Source organism: Metaclostridioides mangenotii (assembly GCF_018917235.1).
Lineage (GTDB): Bacteria > Bacillota > Clostridia > Peptostreptococcales > Peptostreptococcaceae > Metaclostridioides.
Map to the genome: position 1 here is coordinate 14,247 of NZ_JAHLOF010000003.1, position 20,454 is coordinate 34,700.

The window sequence follows — 20,454 nt, forward strand, 5'->3', positions numbered from 1 at the left end:
ACCACCTATAATAGGTGGTTTTATCTTTATATTTACTTTAATATTTGATATATCTATCATCAATCTTTATTGAAGGTTAGATTATAAAAGATCATTACATCTTTATGCCCTATATTCTATTTACACCTGTTTTTATAGCAGCCTCTTTTACTGCTTCTATAACATTTTTAGTAACATATTTATTAAAAATATCGGGAAGTATATAGTCTACTGAAATCTCATCATCAGTTATTGTGTTTGCAATTGCGTGCGCTGCTGCAATTTTCATCTCTTCGTTTATTTCACTAGCTCTTACATCCAATGCTCCTCTAAAAACACCAGGGAAAGCTAAAACATTATTTACTTGATTTGGAAAATCTGAACGCCCTGTACCCATTACGAATGCACCTGCTTCTTTAGCTTCTTCTGGCATTATCTCTGGAACTGGATTAGCCATTGCTAATATAATCGGATTATCAGCCATGCTTTCTACCATTTCCTTCGTCAAAGCTTTCGCTGCAGATACACCAATAAAAACATCTTTTCCTTTAATAACATCTTTTAATGAACCTGTTTCATTATTGTTATTTGTTATTTCAAGCATTTCTCTTTGAGCCCAGTTTAGTCTCTGCATATCCGCTTCAATAGCCCCACTTCTATTACATAAAATAATATTTTTTACGTTCATTCCAAGTAATATCTTAGCTATTGCAATTCCTGCAGCACCAGATCCATTAATAACTATCTCTAAGTCTTCTATATTTTTGTTTTCTATTAGCTTTATCGCATTAATAATAGCTGCTGCAACAACTATTGCTGTACCGTGTTGATCGTCATGAAAAACTGGAATGTCTAAACATTCTTTCAATTTATTTTCTATTTCAAAACATCTTGGAGAAGATATATCTTCAAGATTTATTCCACCAAACACAGGCTCCATCAGTTTGACAGTTTGAACTATTTCATCTACATCATTTGTACTCAAACAAATAGGAAATGCATCTACGTCTCCAAACTTTTTAAATAGTATCGATTTACCTTCCATAACTGGAATAGATGCCTCTGCACCTATATCGCCGAGACCCAGTACTGCACTACCATCGCTAACTACTGCAACAAGGTTCCCTTTAGATGTATATTTATATACATCGTCTTTATTTTCATGTATCTTTACACAAGGTTCAGCTACACCTGGAGTATATGCTACAGATAAATCTTCCATACTATCTACAGGTACTTTACACTCTAAACCAACTTTTCCTTCATTTTCTTCATGCATTTTAAGTGCCATTTCCGAATAATTTTTAGACATTCTAATCCTCCTGAAGTTACTTATTTTCTCTTTTATCGTTTAAACAATTATTAATTTATTTCAAATTGTTTTCTTCCGATTTCGTATATATTATTACCTCTACTATCTATCGCTACTATAAGTTGTAAATTTTTTACTTCGATCTTTCTGATTGCTTCTGCTCCAAGCTCTTCATAAGCTATTATTTCACACTCTTTTATTGAGTTTGATATATAAGCACCTGCTCCGCCTATAGCAGCTAGGTATACAGCACCATAATTTTTCATTCCATCAATAACAGTCTGATTTCTCTTTCCTTTACCTATCATAACTCTAAGACCTTTTTTAAGTAAAGGCACTGTTAAATCGTCCATTCTATAGCTCGTAGTTGGTCCTGCTGCCCCTATTATTTCTCCTGGTTTTGCAGGCGTCGGGCCAACATAATATATTCCTTGTCCATCCACATCAAATGGAAGATCTACATTTGAATTAATGCATTCTATCAATTTTTTATGTGCAGCGTCCCTTGCAGTATAAAGTGTTCCAGTTATGCTAACTGTATCACCACAGTTTAATTTTTCTATATCTTCCCTCGTAACAGGCATATTTAAATTTATCATAATACCCTCCTATAATACAATCTCTTTATGTCTAGATGCATGGCAGTTGATATTTACAACAACAGGAAGTCCTGCAATATGTGTAGGGAAGGTCTCTATATGTATATCCAGTGCGGTTGTAGTACCACCCAAACCTTGAGGACCAATTCCAAGTTTATTTATAGATTCAAGTAATTCATTTTCTAACTCTTCTATATTTTTAACTTCACTTCTTTTTCCTATTTCTCTAAATAAGGCTTTTTTAGCAATTTGAGCACACTTATCTACAGTACCTCCTATACCTACTCCAACAACCATAGGCGGACATGGGTTTGGGCCAGCCTCTGATACTGTTTCTAATATAAATTTCTTAATCCCATCTACGCCATCAGATGGCTTTAGCATTTTCATTTTACTCATATTTTCACTTCCGAAACCTTTGGCTGCAAATTCAATCTTTAGTTTATCTCCTTTTACCATTTCATAATGGATTACTGCAGGTGTGTTATCTCTTGTGTTAATCCTATCAATTGGACTTACTACTGATTTTCTTAAATATCCGTCTGTATACCCTCTCCTTACACCTTCATTGATAGCTTCAGTAAGTGTATCTCCTTCAATTACAACTTCTTGTCCAACTTCAACAAAAAAAACTGCCATACCAGTATCTTGACAAATTGGTATATTGTTTTCTTTAGCTATATTAGCATTTTCAATTAATATATCTAGTATATTTTTTCCAGCATCACTTTTCTCTAGTTTTAGGTTTTCTTCGAATGAATTTATAACATCTGATCCTAGATAAAGATTTGCTTCAATACATAGCTGTTTCACAGCTTCGATAACTTTTTCCGAACTTATTTTTTTCAAACGAACTTACCTCCTACATTTCTAATAGAATATTCGTATTTATATCTATATTTTATCATTTTTATGCTAATTTCTCAACCTTTTTAGACAATGATACTTTTATGTATATTTATTATATTCTTCCCATAAAGCACTGAAGCACTTTATAGTAAAATAGGGCCATTTAGAATACATATGTACTCTAAATGACCCTATAAAAAATTATATTTATTAGTTTCCTAAATAATAGATCGACTCATCTGGTAATTTTTCATCCTCTAATTTATTCGATAAACTAAACACTTTTTTATAGTAATTATTATAATCCGCTATCATACTATTGATTGGTATGTATTTTAAATTCGATCTCTCAAGAGTTTCCTTTGTTATACTAAGCTTTGGTGACACATCCATTTCATGAACATATTTTTCTGTTTCATATGGATTTTTTATTGCCCAATCTGTACTAGTAGATACTTGCCCAACAAAAGAATTAACAAAGTCCTTATTAGTATTTAAAAAATCATCCCTTACAACAATAGTATACTGTGGACAACCTTTTGAATTAGAATAATTCTCTTTCCACGAATCATTAATACTTTTTACAATTCTTATATTTTTATCTGCATTTTTCACAAGCAATGTTGTAAGAATAGGCTCCGGTATAAAGGCATTTAGTGGTTTATTTGTCTCGATTTCTGAAATTAAATTTTGTTCTGATCGATAATAATCCATGATATCTAGTTGTTTTATATTTACGTCTTCAGAGTCTACTCCATTATCTTCTAAAGCTAGCTGAATGACATCATCAGTAGCGTCTCCGTAAGTAACGCTAACTGCTTCTTTACCTGATAAATCAGAAATACTATTTACACCCTCTTCATTTGAAACAAAATAGTATGGACTCATTCCAATTGTGCCCATAATCTTATATTTACCATTTTGATTAAATGCCCTCGCAGCCATGTCTGGCGTAACAATAGCTATATCGACATTTGATTCTAGTAGAGAGTTGAATAGTTCCTCTTTATCATCATTGATAATATATTTTGTCTCATATCCTTCTTTAATCTTAGGAGTTTCATTATAAAGTTTTGCAACTGAAACGGCTGGCAGTCCATCTAATGTCGCAACTTTAACCTCCCTAACTACAGAAGTTCTGTCTTTGACCGATTTTTCTTCATCAGCACTTTTACTACAGCCTATCACTATAACTACAATAAGCATAGCTAATAATAGCAGATATATTACCCTTTTCAAATTTTTTCCCCCTCAATCTAAGTTTGATTGTATATGTTTACAAAATAAAAATATTTACTGTCTCTTTTTCCTAGCTGTCTTAGCCACTTTACCCGTCTTATTCATCTTAGTTTTATTTCCTTTATTGCTATTTAATCTTCTATCTTTATTTCTAAACTCACCACTTTTATAACTTGGAGGTTTAATTAAGCATTTAGGTCCAAAACCGATTAAATCTTCTCTATTGGCTTTAGTTAAAGCTGCATGAACTAATTTATAATTTCTTGGGGCTCTGTATTGAAGAAGAGCTCTTTGCATTGCCTTTTCTGTCTTGCTTTTTGGAGTATATACTTCTTCCATTGTTATAGGGTTAAGCCCAGTATAAAACATTGTTGTAGATAGAGTTCCTGGTGTAGGATAAAAATCCTGTACTTGCTCTGGTTGATAATGTATATCTCTTAAGTATTCAGCTAGTTGTATAGCATCATCTAATGTAGCTCCCGGATGACTAGACATCAAATAAGGAACTAAAAACTGTTTTTTACCTAACTTTTCGTTCAGTTCGAAGAATTTTTTACTAAACTTCGAATAAGTTTTACCAGCGGGCTTTTGCATATAATCCAATACATTTTCAGAAATATGTTCAGGTGCTACTTTTAACTGACCACTGACATGATGTTCAACAAGTTCTTTTAAAAATTTATCACTTTTATCAGCCATAACGTAATCATATCTTATTCCTGATCTAACAAATACTTTTTTTATATTTGGTAAATTTCTTACTCTTTTTAATACTTTTAAGTAGTCTGTATGATCGACATCCATATTTTTACATGGAGATGGATATAGACATTGTCTATTCTTACAAGCACCTTTTGTTATCTGTTTTTTACAAGCAGGCTCTCTAAAATTTGCTGTAGGCCCACCTATATCATGAATATAGCCTTTAAAATCCGGAAGATTACTTATTTGAATAGCTTCATCAACTATAGAATCTTCACTTCTACTTTGTACTGCTCTACCTTGATGGAATGTTATTGCACAAAATGAACAGCTTCCAAAACATCCTCTCGAACTTACTATACTGAATTTAACCTCTTGAATAGCAGGTATTCCGCCTAGTTCTTCATAAGTTGGATGGTAAGTATTTGCGTATGGAAGTGAATATACTTCATCTAATTCTTCTCTATTTAAAGGTTTTTCAGGTTTATTCTGAACTAAAAACTTTCCCGAATGTTCTTGAACAAGTACTTTTCCTCTATAAGGATCTTGTTCATCATATTGTATTTTAAACGCTTCAGCGTATCTTTTTTTATCTTGACATACATCTTTATAAGATGGAATCAATATATAATCGTCGTAGATCTCATCTAAACTGTCTGACACATAACATGTTCCATCTATATGTCTTATATATTTCCTGTCATATCCATCGTTTAAAGCATCAGCAACCTCTACAATCTGTTTCTCACTCATACCATATACTAGAACATCTGCTCCACTGTCGATAAGCATTGATTTTCTAACTCTATCTCCCCAGTAATCGTAATGAGCAAATCTTCTAAGACTAGCTTCTATTCCTCCAATAATAATAGGAATATCTCCGTACGCTTCTCTAATCTTATTGCAGTAAACTATTGTTGCTAAATCAGGTCTGTGACCCATTTCTCCACCTGGAGAATACAAGTCTTTTTGTCTACGTTTTTTACTAACCGAGTAGTGATTTACCATTGAATCCATGTTTCCACTATTAACTAAAAAACCTAAACGAGGCTTACCAAGCCTTTTAAAATCATCTACATTCTTCCAATTAGGTTGAGCTATAATTCCAACCTTATATCCATGTTTTTCTAGCACTCTAGATATAATAGCCGTACCGAAGCTATGGTGGTCTACGTAAGCATCACCTGTTACTAAAACGAAATCAAGATCACTCCAACCTCTATCAATTATATCTTGAATACTTATTGGTAAAAATTTATTATCCATTGTTCCTCCTGCTTGAAATATAAAGCATTTCTATATTTATAACTTCTTATCATTTAATTTTTTGCATTAAAATCCATTCTAATTAATCCTTATTACATAGTATATCAAACTTTACTCGCTAAACAAAGTTTTATCTTTGTAATATAATCTGGTATCGATTGATAAAAAAATATCTATCACATTGTACAATCGCTGTATTAGCTCAAAATAGTGAATTCTATAATAAATTTCTCAAATCTTTAAGTTTATATTCATGAAATATTTTTCAATATATTTTTAAACAAAAAGATCACGATTAAATAAAATCCGCCATTTCTTATTTAATCGTGATCTTTTTATAATAAATAATTTTTAAATCTCTATGTACTCAACTTTTTCTGTGTCTTCTACACTTAGCCATTCTTCCTCATCAAGCTCTGTTTCAGAAATTTGACCTATTGGCATTTTCATATACTTTCCATGTGCAGTAGCAGCTATATCTCCATTTTGAAGTATTATCTCTCCTGTACCTTCAAATAATTTTCTGTTTTCTTTTGTTATTCTACCAACAACTTTAATAGTCTCATCCAATGGTACAGGCTTTTTATACTTAATTTCTAAAGATACAGTTACACCCCATATCTGATCGTCATTTATACTCACTGCTCTTCCAATTGTTTCATCTAGCAATGCAGCTGTCATACCTCCATGTAGCCTACCTGGATAACTTTGATGCCAATCTTTAGTCTGACAAATTGCTACTAGTTCACCATTTTCTAATTCATAGAAACCCGTTTTAAGTCCTAGATTATTTTTTATTCCACAAACAATACAAGATTTACTAACATTTTGCTTTTTAGTTACTTTATATTTCAACCCCAATACCTCCTTTAGCTATTCAACTTCTGCTTCGTCAATTTTTATCTTAACCCTTTTACCAAGTTTATGTAGAAGCTTACTTTCACTCTCAGCATCTATAGCATTTAAAAATATTTTTGATTTACCTTTATCTGTTATTATTTCAAGTTTTCTACCTATTATATTGATTTCTTTAATATCCCAAAAGCTTATTCTTACATTTCTTTTTTGTCCTATCATAAACATGAACTTATTATTTATATCTATCGCATAGTTATCTATTGATAAATATATTTCTTTATCATGCTTGTTTGTAAACTCACGGCCTTGTCTAAAAGCAAAAACTGCAAGTAAAATTAATGCAAAGTACATTATTTTGTTAAAGTTATATGCTACAAAGGCTAAACCAAGTAAAGCCACCGAAGTTACCATGCTTATAACTGTAGCTTTTCTAAAGTATCCTCTATCTGAATGCTTTATATGTAAAAACTTATTCTTACCCAAAAATATTCACTCCCAATATTATAATTGTATTTCTAAAAATCCACTCTGAAGAATTCAATAATCTCATCTTCATTATAATTTATAACTAGTTCATCTGGAAAATCCACTTCTTTTAATAATTCTAATGCATTTGAAAAATCTCCAACAGAATAGCAAATATGAGCATCACTACCCAGTATTATCCTTACTCCATATTCTTTACAAAGTTTAAGCATCTTAGCTCCATTTTCTTTAGCACATCGTCTATAAGAGTTCGGGTTCAAAGAAGAGTTATTTACTTCTAGTAATATATTTTTTTCTTTAGCATTTATAACTATTTTTTCATAATCAATTGGATACTGACTGTCATCAGGATGTCCTATAATTTTAACTTTCTCATGTTCCATAACTTTCAAAATCGAATTAGTATTTTGTTCTATATTTCCTGGAGTGATGCACGGCATATGAAAACTAGCTATCATATAATCCATTTTTAAAGATATCTCATCACTTACGTCAATACCTCCATCAAAGTCAATAATATTAGCCTCTATACCTCTAAGAATCTTAACACCATTTACGTCTCTTGGTATTACATACATATTTTGAAAATAAAATGGGTGTCCACTTCCAGGCATATTTGGAGCATGATCAGAGACTCCTAAAAACTTAATCCCTTTTTTAGAAGCTATCTCTATATTTTCCTTAACTGTACTATAAGCATGTCCACTATCAACAGTATGGCAATGCAAGTCTAAAATTGATTTTGCCATCTTTTCCTCCTCAAAATTTCAATAATAGCATTACTATAATATTATTATCAAATTAATTTAATTGATACAATAGTAGTAGCTATTCTACATCAATTAAAATGAGCTGTCTCTAAACGAGACAGCTATTTCTTTAGATCTAAATAAAAATATAAGTATTTTTACCTCGTTAAAAACGCCTTACTATATATCTAAGTCTTTGAATTTATCCTTGAATAATTCTCCTATACTTCCTAGAGAACCCTCTACCTCTAAAAATTCAGAGATGTCTTCTTCAGGCTCTCTGTTGGCTTCTTTTATAGATACTAACATTCTCTTATTTTTTGGTTTAAATTCTAGAACTTTTACTTTTATTTCATCCCCTACATTTACAACATTACTAACTTTAGCTATTCTGTCATCGCTAAGTTCAGATATAGGTAGATATGCATCTACGCCTTCAGAAACTTGAACAAATGCAGCATTTTCTATTATTCTTAATACTTTAACGTCAATTATATCTCCAACGCTAATTTCTTTAGCTATAAGATCCCAAGGATCGTTGTTTATATCTTTTAATGCTAACGCTATCCTTTTAGTTTCTTTATCAACATCTAAAACAAATACTTCAACATCCTGACCTTCTGATAGAACATCTTCAACTGCATCTACTCTAGTCCATGATAGATTTTTAATATGCGCTAAACCTTCTAATCCACCTATGTCAATAAATGCTCCATAAGACATTATCTTTGTAACTTTACCATCTTTCTTTTGGCCAACTTCAAGAGAATTGAATAAATCTTCTTTAGCTTGTTTAATTCTGGCTTTTTCAGCTTCTCTTTCCGTTTTTATTCTAATTTTTCTATCTTCTTTCTCTTTGTCGAGTCTCTCTTGTAATACATCTCTGTGAGAAGCAACTAGTCTATTCTTTTTAAGATCTAATTCTTTTATATAAACTTCTAAATTTGTTCCTACATATTTAGATGTATCTGTTATAAATTTTGTATCTAATTGTGATATTGGAATAAATAAAGTGTATGATTTAAACGTAGCAAATACTCCCTTATCAATATTTTTTTCAACATTTACTGTAATTATTCTGTGTTCATCATAAGCTTTCTGTAAGTGAACTAAGTCAGCTTTTTTATCAGCTTGTAACTTTGAAAGTTTTATTGTCCCATCTTTTTGTGACACTTTTGTTATTACTGCACTCATTTCATCTCCAACACTATATACTTCATTTGGATATGTTCCTTTTTTTATATTTAATTCATCTAATGATATAATTCCATCAAAACCATTACCTAAATCTAATTGAACAACTTCATTTGTAACGTTGTTAATTTTTCCAGTGATTATTTCTCCCACTTTTACTTTATCTAGTTCTTGCTCTTGCTGTGCAAGTAACTCTTCCATTGTAAGTTCTTGATCCATACTCTACATCCTTTCTCTAATTTAATAAGCATATGTAAACATTATACCATTAATATATGAAATACATATAAATTTCTTATATCAAATTATATTATTCATCAATATTTGATAATGTTTTTTTATAAAATATCATAAAACATGTAAATGTAACCACAGCAGCTGTTATGTCTGCTATAGGCTCAGCTAAAAATACTGCAAATAATTTGTTTTCTATTAATAAAGGTAGTATAAATATAAGTGGAACTAAAAGTACGATTTTTCTTAATATAGCTAATAAAAAAGATATTTTTGATTTTCCTAGAGCTAAAAATGTCTGTTGACACGATATTTGGACCCCTATAGTCATAATACCTGCAAAATAAATTCTCATACTCCAGCTGGTCATACTTAAAAGCTCTTTGTCATTATTAAATATACTAACATATACTTCTGGAAATAACATTAATGTCAACCACATTATAAACGCAAATGAAAAACAAAGCAAAATAGATAGTTTAAATGTAGACTTTACTCTATCAAAATTTTTAGCTCCATAGTTATAGCTCATAATAGGTTGTGCTCCCTGCATAAGTCCTACAATTGGCAACATAACTATTTGCATTATACTACTCATTATTGTCATAGCCCCAACTGCTAAATCTCCACCATAAAGTTGAAGTCTACTATTTAAAGACACTAAAACCAGACTCTCTGTTGCCTGCATAATAAATGGAGATACCCCTAACGCCAAAACTCCAATTACTACAGTTTTGTTAGGTCTAAGGTATTTTGTTCTAATTTTTATTATACTTTTCTTTCCAAACAAAAATAGAAGTACCCATAGCGCTGATACTCCTTGAGCTATAATAGTAGCTAATGCTGCTCCTTTTACTCCCATTCCTAACCCAAAAATAAATATAGGATCTAATATAATATTAATAATTGCTCCAATAACTACTGTAATCATCCCTGTTGTTGCAAAACCTTGAGTATTTATAAAAGGATTCATCCCCATAGATACAAGTACAAATAAAGTTCCCCATAGATATATACCAAGATAATCGCTCGCATACGCTATTGTCGATTCGCTAGCTCCAAATAACCATAGTAAATTTTCTTTATTGATTTGGAATACTAACATTAATATTACAGAGACAATAATGAGTATCGAAAAACTATTGCTTATGATCTTTTCTGCCCCGTCATTATCTTTTTCACCCATTTTGATAGCAGCAAGCGGACCACCACCCATTCCAACAAGGGCACTAAACGCGGATATTATGAGAATTATAGGAAACGAAACACCTACTCCAGCCATAGCTATACCACCGTTCTCCATTCTTCCTATAAATATCCTGTCAACAATATTGTATAACACATTTACTAGCTGCGCGATTATTGCCGGAGTTGCCAATTTAAAGAGAAGTCTTGATATTTTTTCTTCTCCTAAATTTGAACCTTTACTATTCATATAACCCCTCCATGTAAGTTTTTTCTACTAAATTAGTATATTTTATGCTCTTTCACTATAACAAATTAAGAGTAAATTTTCTATATTTAACAAATAAAAAAGTAGAAGATCTATATAATAATCTTCTACTTCATACATAAAAATAAAATTTATATAATACCTATAGTTTATAAAATGGTTCAATATGAACTATTACCTGAGTATTTTTATTTATCTCCGTCTTTATTTCTTCTTCTATTCTGTGCGCTAATTTATGTGAATCTTCCACACTTATAAATGGATCTACCATTATATGCATATCTATATGTAGATCGTTTTTACTCCCCCTGCTTCTTATATTGTGAACATCTTTAACCTCATTGAATTCAAATACAAGCTCCTTTATTTTACTTTTATCAACGGCTGCTCCATCTATCAAAATACCGATAGAGGGTTTGAGAACTTCATAGGAAGAATTTATAATGAATACTGATACCCCAAGTGATACTATTGGATCTATTATTCCTGGTAAACCAAGTCTAACGCCCAAAAGAGTAAATAAAACACCTATAGAAATAAATATATCACTTCTCGTATGTACAGAATCTGAAATCAAAATCTGGCTATTTAACTCTTTACCCACTTTGAACTCGTATGCAGATACAAATATATTTACAGTAAGTGTTAATATCATAATTACTAAACTCAAGGTACTTATAGATAGTTCTACCGGATTTTGCAAGTTGTAAAATGCAGTAAATATAATTTTAATACCTATAAATAATAGCATCAAACCTATAATTAAGCTAGCAATTGCTTCAATCTTCTTATGTCCATATGGATGATTTTCATCTTTAGGTCTAGAGGCAAAAAATACAGCTATAAGTCCAATTATATTAGAAGTTCCATCAGAGAGAGAGTGAAATCCATCTGCAGTCATACTTGCACTTTTAATAGAGTTTCCTATACATATTTTTAATATTGCCACAGTTAAGTTTGCAAATAATATTATTGCAAGAACTTGATTAACTTTTTTGTAATTATCTGATAACATTTTATTTCCCCCTCGCTTTAAATTTAGACGGATTTGTGTTTATACTTTAATATATTCACTAATTCACCAATGGTTACTGGTTTTATATTTAATATGAGAGGAGTCTTACGTTTGTTTTTTATTGATCATTTATCTATATAAATTTTTCTAGTTAAATATAAATAAAAAGGATGCGACATTATAATGTCGCATCCTTTTTATATATATTTATTCAAATTATTTGTTTACTTAATTAATCCTTCTTTTACTAGGAAGTCATGTGCTACATCTTCTGGTGATTTACCTTCCTCATCTACCTGATAGTTTAGATCCATCATTGTTTTATCATCTATTTTATCAGATAACATATTTAAAACCTTTTTAAGCTCTGGATATTTTTCTAAAGTATCTTCTCTAACTATTGGAGCTGCATAGTATGGAGGGAAGAATCCTTTATCATCCTCTAGTATCTTTAGATTATATTTCTTAACTAAACCTTCTGTTGAGTTTGCATCTATAACTTGAGCTTCATCTTGATTTACTGCAGAATATCTAAGACTTCCATCTACTGCTTTTACATCTTTAAATTTCATGTTATACAGTTTTGATAATCCTACATATGCATCCTCTCTATTTTCAAATTCAAGTGTACAAGATAGTATTAAATCTTTACTGTAATTACTCAAATCAGACATTGTATTTATACCGTATTTGTCTGCTAGCTCTGGTTTCATTGCCAATGTCCATGTATTGTTAAATCCTATAGGATCTAATAGCGTAAGTTTATGATCCTTTTCCATCGTTGATTTTACTGTATCATAAGCTTTGTCTGGATCTCTTACCATGTCGTGTTTCATTACATTTAATAAAAGTACACCTGTATAGTCTACATACATGTCAAGTTCACCGCTATCTAAAGCGTTAAATGTTACTGATGCTCCACCCAGGTTTAATTTTCTTTCTACATTTAAGTCTGTATGCTCTTCTATTAGGTCTGCGTACATATTACCAAGAACTAATTGCTCAGTATAATTTTTAGATCCTACTGTTATTGTATCTTTTTTTCCTGTAAATGCAGGTACTACTGCTGTAAATATTATTGTAACAATAAGTATTGCACTTACTACTTTTAATCCTATAAAATTCTTCTTACCTCTTTTTAAGTCAAGTCCCTTTGGTGTAACTGCAATCTCAATTTGTGAGAATATGTAATCTACAAAAAGAGCTAGTATACATGAAGGTATTGCTCCTGCAAGTATCATATTGTTGTTTACTGTTTGAACACCAGAGAATACTAGGTATCCAAGACCTCCAGCTCCTATAAATGCGGCAAGTGTCATAAGTCCTACTGCCGTTACTGCTGATATCCTAACCCCTCCCATTATTATTGGAAGCGCTAACGGAAATTGTATTTTAAATAAGGTTTGATTCCTTGTAAGTCCCATTCCTTTTGCTGATTCTAAGACTACTGGGTCTATACTCGTTATACCAATGTAAGTGTTCTTAACTATTGGAAGTAATGAATAAATTACAACTGTAAATATAGCGGGTTTACTTCCTATACCTAGTATTGGAACTAGCAATCCAAGAAGTGCCATAGAAGGAACTGCTTGTACTAAATTTACAAATCCTAATATAATTTTTCTGAGTCTTGGTGTTCTCGAAATCAGTATTCCAAGTGGAACACCTACTAATATGGCTATTACTATTGCTGTTGCTGTTAAGCTAACATGTTGTACTAACAAATCTATTATTTTTCCTTTTTGTTGAACTACGAAATTTAAGAAACTATCCAAGTATACTCACCTCCATCTCAAGGAATTGTTCACTTAAGACAGAAAGTAAACTACTTCTAGTAATAAGACCAACCAATATACCTTCTGATGATACAACTGGAATGTATCCTACTGAGTTTTTGTTCATAACTTCTAGTATCTCAACCAAACTGTCGCCCTCATTTACACAAAGTGGGTCTATTGACATTATATCTTTTAAAGTCTCCGTCTTATCTAAAGTTGCTTTTATATCTTTTACAGTTACTATTCCTTTTAAATGATCTTCTTTATCTACAATAAGTAAACTATCAACTTTACTTGTTCTCATTATCTCTATACCTTGTGTAACCCTTCTGTTTCCTTTAACAGAAATTGGATTTTTGATCATTATATCTCTTGCTTTTATATACTCTGGGTTATCCCAAAGTCTATTTTCTCCTATGAAATCTTTTACAAAGTCGTTTGCCGGATTTCTAAGTATATTTTCTGGAGTGTCATATTGTGCAATCTGACCATCCTTCATTATACAAATTTTATCTGCTATTTTTAATGCTTCATCCATGTCGTGAGTTACAAATATTATTGTTTTCTTAAGCTCTTCTTGAAGAGTAAACAATTCGTCCTGAAGTGTTGTTCTCGTTATAGGGTCTAGTGCGCTAAATGGCTCGTCCATAAGTATTATATCTGCATCTGTAGCTATTGCTCTAACAACACCTATTCTCTGCTGCTGACCACCGCTTAGTTCTGAAGGGTATTTATTTAAGTATTCTTCGCTGTCTAGATCGACCATCTTTAGTAGATCTTTAGTAGTTTGCACTATTTCTTCAATTGATTTTTCCTTTTTCAATCTAGGAATAAGCTCAATGTTTTCTTTTATAGTTAAATGTGGGAACAAACCTGTATTTTGTATAACATAACCAATGTTTCTCCTAAGCTCTATTTCATTTTGTTTTGAAATTGGTTTATCATCAATATATATTTCTCCTGATGTAGGTTTTATAAGTTTATTTATGAGTTTTAATGTTGTTGTTTTTCCACAACCACTCGAACCTATAAGGACAACTAACATACCTGTGTCAATTGATAGGGAAATATCTTTTAAAATCGTCTTATTACCAATCTTTTTTGTAACATTTTTTATCTCTATCATATAATTCATCTCCTTATTGTACAAGCAACTTATATTTTGTTCATAAGTTGCTTCATTAAAATTATAACACAAGAAATAAATCCTGTAAACAAACTGTAAGGTTACATAATTGTTTTATCTAATACTAAATAGTTAAAATCACCTAGATTTTCATTAGATTTTTTACAGATTTTCTTCTTTTTTCCCTGCATTATTTTTATTATTTATCAGTATTATAATCGATACTTTCATTATTTATGTATAAAAAACACCTATGGTTGCAACTTTAAATTTCGTCACATCCACAGGTGTTATTATATATAATGAAATTCTATTTTATAATAATGACTAGCTATTGTAGTAAAGGTTTTGTGATTGATATTCCGGATCACTAGTAACATCTATACCTAACTTTCTAAAAGTTTGTTCATCATCTAGGCTTAAAATTGTTGTTGAATGAGCTTGGCAACCTTTTAATTGATCCAATTTTTCCATAGCAAATTGTGCAGTAGGATTCGTAACAGCACATATACTTAGTGCCATTAGTATCTCTTGACAACTTAATGATGCACTTTTACTTGAAAGAGCATTTGACTTTAAGTTGATAATCGGCTCAAGTATTACTGGTGATATTAAATGCATATCATCTGATATATCTCCTAAATACTTAATTGCATTTAGTACTGCTGCTGCCGTACCATTCATTAAGTCTGATGACTTCCCTGTAATTATTTTTCCATCTTCAAGCTCTAAAGCTACAACTGGGCAAGTATCATTCTTTAGTGCGTGTTCTTTTAGCTTTGTGCTGTATTCTCTAGCTGGAGCAACAACTGTTCTATCCTCAGGTTTAAGATTAAGTTCCTCCATAATTATCTTCATTCTGTCTAGAGCACCTATATCTACTTGTCCTTTTTTACATTCACACGCAGTTTTAAAGTAACGTCTTATTATTTCTTCTATAGAAGCTTTTCTTACTACTTCATCATCTATTATACCATATCCTACACGGTTTACACCCATATCTGTAGGAGATTGGAAAATTGATTCTTCTCCTGTTATCTTTTCTATTATTTTTTTAAGTACAGGGAATAATTCTAGGTCTCTATTATAGTTTACAGCCATTTCTCCGTATTCTTCAAGATGGAATGAGTCGATCATATTTACATCTTTCAAATCAACTGTAGCCGCCTCATAAGCGATATTAAGTGGGTGTTTTAGTGGTACGTTCCAAACTGGGAATGTTTCAAATTTTGAATATCCAACTGCATTACCTCTCTTGCTTTCATGATATAATTGGCTAAGACATGTACCAAGTTTTCCACTATTGGGACCTGGTGCAGTTACTACAACTATAGGTTTAGTAGTTTCAATATAATCATTTGCTCCAAAACCCGATTCACTAACTATAATATCTACATCAGATGGATAACCTTTTGTTGCATAGTGTTTATAAACTTTTATACCTCTGTTTTCAAGCTTATTGATAAATACTGTAGTTGCTGGTTGTCCATCATATCTTGTTATAACAACGCTTGTAACATCTAACTCATAACCCTTTAAATCGTCAATTAATCTTAAAACTTCCATGTCATAAGTTATACCAAAATCGCCTCTTATTTTATTTCTCTCAATATCCCCTGCGTAAACACATACAACAACTTCAACTTTTTCTTTCATGTGTTGTAAAACTTTTATCTTAGCATTTTCATCAAATCCAGGTAAAACTCTCTTTGCATGAAGGTCCATAGTAAGCTTACCTCCAAACTCTAAGTAGAGTTTGTCAAAATTATTTACTCTCTCAAGTATATATTTAGACTGCTCTCGTAAATATTTCTCATGGTCAAATCCTATTTTCATCTCAACACCTCACTAAAATAAATTGTTTTTTTATATTTTTGTTACATGAAATATCATTTCACATTTAATTTAAATTTTTTAACTCAACTTTAAATTATACATTTATAGAATCTATTTTTCAAGATTGTTTTGTGTCTAAAAAATGCTTTTTATTTGCACACAAAAAAGAAGGTAGTAATATACTACCTTCCAAGTACTTATATTATTCTGATTTCCAAAATATTTCTTACGTGTAAGTATTTTTCTAACTAACTATTAGCATCCACATTCATCTTCGCACTGTCCACAAGATATAACTATTAGTAGTAATATCAAGAATGGTATCCAATCACATATTTCTATATCTTCCCAACAGTCTTGGAATGCTAAGAATAGGAAGAATAAAATTATTATCCACCATCCACATCCGCCAAAGAAATCATTTCCACATCCGCCGCCAAAGAATCTATCTAACATAATGCTACCTCCTAGTTGATTTTAATTGGAGTTTTAACTCCTAAACTATACTATGTTGGTAGCTGTTAAAATGTTAATCAATTGACTTTAAAGATTCTACCATTTTAACTTTTTTTAGCTTAAAATACATTGCAAAGTTAACTATTAAACCTAACAGTAATGTTATAACTATTGACAACATATAACTCTTAAAACTTATAACTCTTCCAAACATTAGATTATCTACTTCAAGTGTAACCATAATAAATCTATGCAGCACTTTTCCTAAACCTAATCCTACAAATGTACCTACTACTGTTAGCAATATGTTCTCTCTGTATATATACGCAGATACTTCGTTATCATAAAAACCTAATACCTTAATAGTAGCTATTTCTCTAATTCTCTCAGAAATATTAACATTCGTTAGATTATATAAGACTACGAATGCAAGAGCTCCTGCAGAAAGTATCATTATTAAAACTACATAATTAAGATTATTTACAGTATCTCCAAAGTTATCTTTGATTCCTGTAGTAAAACTTACTCCTTTTACTTTTAAATCTGTAATTAAATCTTTTGAAATAGAGGATTCATTTTCTTTAGAAATATCTTTTACATTTCCTAATACTCTATTGAAATTTATATTTCTACCAAATACCTCTTTATAATAATCTTTTGACATATAAGCATAATGTGAAACATAGTTTTCAACTACACCTGTGATCAATACCTCAGCCTTTTTATCTTTATCATTTGTTAATTCTACTTTGTCACCAGCCTTGACTCCAAGGTTATTCGCTACTTTTTCTGTAAGAACTACACCTTTTTTCTCTATTTTAACTGGTTTTTGTGATTCTCTTTCCTTTAAAACTATGAATTTTTTCATATGTTCAGAATCATCAGGGATATATATTGAAATTTTATTTTTATCTTTTACACTTTTAATATCACCATTTTGTAGATTGGCAAACTGATAATCTGATATTCTTTTATCTTCTGATATATATTCATCTGCTTTTTTGATTTCGCTATACTTAGAATTGCTGTCTAGCGTTACCATCATATCGTACTTGTAAATTGCACCAAATTGTCTATCCACAATCATTTTTATAGAGTCCTTTATACCAAATCCAGTCAGTATAAGAGCAGAGCATCCTGCAATTCCTAGTACTGTCATCAAAAATCTCTTCTTATATCTAATTAAATTTCTGATTGTAACTTTTCCAATAAAACTAATTTTGTTCCATATAAATGGAATATTCTCTAGCATTATTCTCTTACCATTTTTAGGAGCTTTTGGTCTCATAAGAACTGAAGGAGTCTCTTTGAGCTCTTTTCTGCAACTAAAGTACGCAGCAAGCGAAGTTATTAGTACAGAAACCACAGTAACTCCTAAAGCTATTGGTATATTGAATTCTAGTACTGCAGGTGGAACAATAAACATCATCCTATAAGCATTGTAAATTATTATTGGAAAAACTGTGTATCCAACCGCTATCCCTAAAATGCTACCCATAAAACTTGCGCTTAGAGCATATACAATATACTTTTGCGCTATCTTACCTTGACTGTATCCTAGGGCCTTTAAAGTACCTATATTTATTCTTTGCTCATCAACCATTCTAGTCATAGTTGTAAGTGAAACTAAAGCAGCTACAGAAAAGAAGAATACAGGGAATATTGACGCAAGTGCATCTATGTTTTCAGCTGCTTGAGAATATTGTACATATGAACTTAAACTATTTCTATCTAATATATACCACTCAGGCTTTTTAAGCTTTGCCACTTCATCTTCAGCATCTTTTAATTTATTTTCTGCTTTTACAAGCTCATCATTAGCCTTATTTTTCGCTTCTTCTAGCTCAGACCAGCCACTTTCAATCTTATTTTTAGCGATTTTCATCTCATTTTCTGCTTTTTCAAACTCGACCTTAGACTTTTGTTCCATAGATTTAATCTTTGACTTGGCTGATTCTAATTTTTCCTTATTAAGATCTAAATTTATTTTTGAACTAGATAACTGAGATTTAGCATTTTCATATTGTGTTACACTTTCATTCAATTCTTGTTTACCTTTCTCGTACTCTGAAGTAACAATGGTTAATTCCTTTTTAAGACTGGAAATCTGAGAAAGTATCGTATTTTTTTGATCTTCGGTTAAATTTTCATTATTTAGCTGGTTTTCTAGCTGTGAAATTGTTGAGCTTATTTTATCTATTCCAGATTTTACTTCATTTAATTTTTCTTTGCCAGCCGTAATTTTACTCTCTATTTTACCCTTATTAACATCAAACTGGCTTTTAGCTTGCTCATATTTACTGTATCCAGCTTCAAGTTTTTTTTCGCCTTTAATAATTTCCGCTTTACCATTTTTTATTTGATTTTCTACTTCTATTTTTTTAGATTTTAATTGTTGAGTTCCATCTTTTAATTTTCGTTTTGAATCTTTTAATTTTTTTTCTGCATCTGATAACTTCTGTTCTACTTCTTTTTTCTTGTCTTCAAATTCCTTTTTACCGTCCACTAATTTATCATTTGCTTCTTTTTTTACATCATTGTACCTAGCATCTATTCTTGCTCCTGATATCGAATCTAATTCATCCGAAACTTCATCTACTAAATCAAAATAATCATCCTTATATGAATTTTTCTCTTTAGCACCCTTTACAGTCAGGAATATATCTGTGTAAGCTTCCATGTCGAAGTCACTTTGGGGCACCATTATAAATCCAGAAACCGTTCCGCTTCCTATGCTACTCTCCTCATTTTCATGAGTAGTATAGTATGGAGTCTGAACCTGTCCTACAACAGTGTATTCAGTGCTTTTCATACTTTCAACTAGTTTTTCATCTTTTCCAGATCCTAGTTTTAATTTACTTCCTACTGGAATATCGAAGTTCTCTATACCAAGCCCCTCAACTACACATTCTCCAGATTTTTCGGGAAGTCTTCCCTTTACAACTTTAACTCTATTGATGTAGTCCTTATTTTTATTATTTTCATTAGATACTGGCAAGCCGTGAACTCTGAAAACCTTTTCTTGATCTTTATAATTTGATACTACATCTATAGAATACGTAGGAAAAACTCCATCAACATTTTTTATTTTCTCTATTTCATCAACATCCGAATCTGTTAATCCAAGAGTTGATAAAAGCCTTATATCCATAAGATTGTATTTATCATAATAACTGTCAGTCGTATTCTTCATTACTATAGGAGATATTTTAATACCAGAGAAAAATGCGACACCTAATGCTACTATAAATAATATAGATAAAAACCTACCTAGCGACCCTTTGATGTCTCTTAAAATGTCTTTAGTTAAAACATTTTTCATT

At 31.0% G+C, this 20,454-nt stretch carries 16 protein-coding genes; all 16 read right to left on the reverse strand.

Annotation, left to right across the window (positions count from 1 at the left end):
- Nucleotides 1-109 precede the first annotated feature (109 nt).
- Nucleotides 110-1,291, reverse strand: a complete 1,182-nt coding sequence (locus KQI18_RS05420; RefSeq protein WP_216466671.1) for an NAD(P)-dependent malic enzyme — start codon at nt 1,289-1,291, stop codon at nt 110-112.
- Nucleotides 1,292-1,341: 50 nt separating this feature from the next.
- A complete protein-coding gene (locus KQI18_RS05425) occupies nt 1,342-1,890 on the reverse strand; it encodes a Fe-S-containing hydro-lyase (protein ID WP_216466672.1) in 549 nt (182 codons plus the stop codon).
- Nucleotides 1,891-1,899: 9 nt separating this feature from the next.
- Entirely contained in the window at nt 1,900-2,739 is an 840-nt protein-coding gene (locus KQI18_RS05430) for a fumarate hydratase (protein WP_216466673.1), read from the reverse strand.
- A 210-nt stretch (nt 2,740-2,949) separates the two neighbouring features.
- Complete coding sequence (locus KQI18_RS05435; protein WP_216466674.1) at nt 2,950-3,978, reverse strand: ABC transporter substrate-binding protein; 1,029 nt, start codon at nt 3,976-3,978, stop codon at nt 2,950-2,952.
- A gap of 54 nt (nt 3,979-4,032) precedes the next feature.
- Nucleotides 4,033-5,946 carry a YgiQ family radical SAM protein gene (locus KQI18_RS05440; RefSeq protein ID WP_216466675.1) on the reverse strand — a complete coding sequence of 638 codons (1,914 nt, stop codon included), beginning with the start codon at nt 5,944-5,946 and terminating at the stop codon, nt 4,033-4,035.
- Between the two features lie 351 nt (nt 5,947-6,297).
- The gene (locus KQI18_RS05445; protein ID WP_216466676.1) at nt 6,298-6,801 is read right to left on the reverse strand and encodes a PaaI family thioesterase; all 504 of its coding nucleotides are present in this window, start codon (nt 6,799-6,801) and stop codon (nt 6,298-6,300) included.
- 18 nt (nt 6,802-6,819) lie between these two features.
- A complete protein-coding gene (locus KQI18_RS05450) occupies nt 6,820-7,287 on the reverse strand; it encodes a hypothetical protein (RefSeq protein WP_216466677.1) in 468 nt (155 codons plus the stop codon).
- A gap of 32 nt (nt 7,288-7,319) precedes the next feature.
- Nucleotides 7,320-8,039 (reverse strand): phosphatase, encoded by a 720-nt coding sequence (locus KQI18_RS05455; protein ID WP_216466678.1) that lies wholly within the window; start codon nt 8,037-8,039, stop codon nt 7,320-7,322.
- A 180-nt stretch (nt 8,040-8,219) separates the two neighbouring features.
- A complete protein-coding gene (locus tag KQI18_RS05460; protein ID WP_216466679.1) occupies nt 8,220-9,452 on the reverse strand; it encodes a 30S ribosomal protein S1 in 1,233 nt (410 codons plus the stop codon).
- Between the two features lie 91 nt (nt 9,453-9,543).
- Entirely contained in the window at nt 9,544-10,902 is a 1,359-nt protein-coding gene (locus tag KQI18_RS05465; RefSeq protein WP_216466680.1) for an MATE family efflux transporter, read from the reverse strand.
- A gap of 160 nt (nt 10,903-11,062) precedes the next feature.
- The gene (locus KQI18_RS05470) at nt 11,063-11,935 is read right to left on the reverse strand and encodes a cation diffusion facilitator family transporter (RefSeq protein ID WP_216466681.1); all 873 of its coding nucleotides are present in this window, start codon (nt 11,933-11,935) and stop codon (nt 11,063-11,065) included.
- A 224-nt stretch (nt 11,936-12,159) separates the two neighbouring features.
- A complete protein-coding gene (locus KQI18_RS05475) occupies nt 12,160-13,710 on the reverse strand; it encodes a glycine betaine ABC transporter substrate-binding protein (RefSeq protein WP_216466682.1) in 1,551 nt (516 codons plus the stop codon).
- Nucleotides 13,703-14,839, reverse strand: coding sequence for an ABC transporter ATP-binding protein (locus tag KQI18_RS05480; RefSeq protein WP_216466683.1), 1,137 nt, complete (start codon nt 14,837-14,839; stop codon nt 13,703-13,705). Before KQI18_RS05480 ends, KQI18_RS05475 begins: the two co-directional genes overlap by 8 nt.
- 327 nt (nt 14,840-15,166) lie before the next feature.
- Nucleotides 15,167-16,675 carry a DUF1846 domain-containing protein gene (locus tag KQI18_RS05485; RefSeq protein ID WP_216466684.1) on the reverse strand — a complete coding sequence of 503 codons (1,509 nt, stop codon included), beginning with the start codon at nt 16,673-16,675 and terminating at the stop codon, nt 15,167-15,169.
- Between the two features lie 255 nt (nt 16,676-16,930).
- Nucleotides 16,931-17,131 carry a hypothetical protein gene (locus KQI18_RS05490; protein WP_216466685.1) on the reverse strand — a complete coding sequence of 67 codons (201 nt, stop codon included), beginning with the start codon at nt 17,129-17,131 and terminating at the stop codon, nt 16,931-16,933.
- 73 nt (nt 17,132-17,204) lie between these two features.
- Nucleotides 17,205-20,453, reverse strand: a complete 3,249-nt coding sequence (locus KQI18_RS05495) for an FtsX-like permease family protein (RefSeq protein WP_216466686.1) — start codon at nt 20,451-20,453, stop codon at nt 17,205-17,207.
- Between the last annotated feature and the right edge of the window lies 1 nt (nt 20,454).

Bases quoted from the DNA above. Each gene is read 5' to 3' on its own strand.
- KQI18_RS05425 (WP_216466672.1), bottom strand. From the start codon at position 1,890: ATGATAAATTTAAATATGCCTGTTACGAGGGAAGATATAGAAAAATTA.
- KQI18_RS05440 (WP_216466675.1), bottom strand. From the start codon at position 5,946: ATGGATAATAAATTTTTACCAATAAGTATTCAAGATATAATTGATAGA.
- KQI18_RS05470 (WP_216466681.1), bottom strand. From the start codon at position 11,935: ATGTTATCAGATAATTACAAAAAAGTTAATCAAGTTCTTGCAATAATA.
- KQI18_RS05460 (WP_216466679.1), bottom strand. From the start codon at position 9,452: ATGGATCAAGAACTTACAATGGAAGAGTTACTTGCACAGCAAGAGCAA.
- KQI18_RS05495 (WP_216466686.1), bottom strand. From the start codon at position 20,453: ATGAAAAATGTTTTAACTAAAGACATTTTAAGAGACATCAAAGGGTCG.
- KQI18_RS05490 (WP_216466685.1), bottom strand. From the start codon at position 17,131: ATGTTAGATAGATTCTTTGGCGGCGGATGTGGAAATGATTTCTTTGGC.
- KQI18_RS05485 (WP_216466684.1), bottom strand. From the start codon at position 16,675: ATGAAAATAGGATTTGACCATGAGAAATATTTACGAGAGCAGTCTAAA.
- KQI18_RS05420 (WP_216466671.1), bottom strand. From the start codon at position 1,291: ATGTCTAAAAATTATTCGGAAATGGCACTTAAAATGCATGAAGAAAAT.
- KQI18_RS05455 (WP_216466678.1), bottom strand. From the start codon at position 8,039: ATGGCAAAATCAATTTTAGACTTGCATTGCCATACTGTTGATAGTGGA.
- KQI18_RS05480 (WP_216466683.1), bottom strand. From the start codon at position 14,839: ATGATAGAGATAAAAAATGTTACAAAAAAGATTGGTAATAAGACGATT.
- KQI18_RS05465 (WP_216466680.1), bottom strand. From the start codon at position 10,902: ATGAATAGTAAAGGTTCAAATTTAGGAGAAGAAAAAATATCAAGACTT.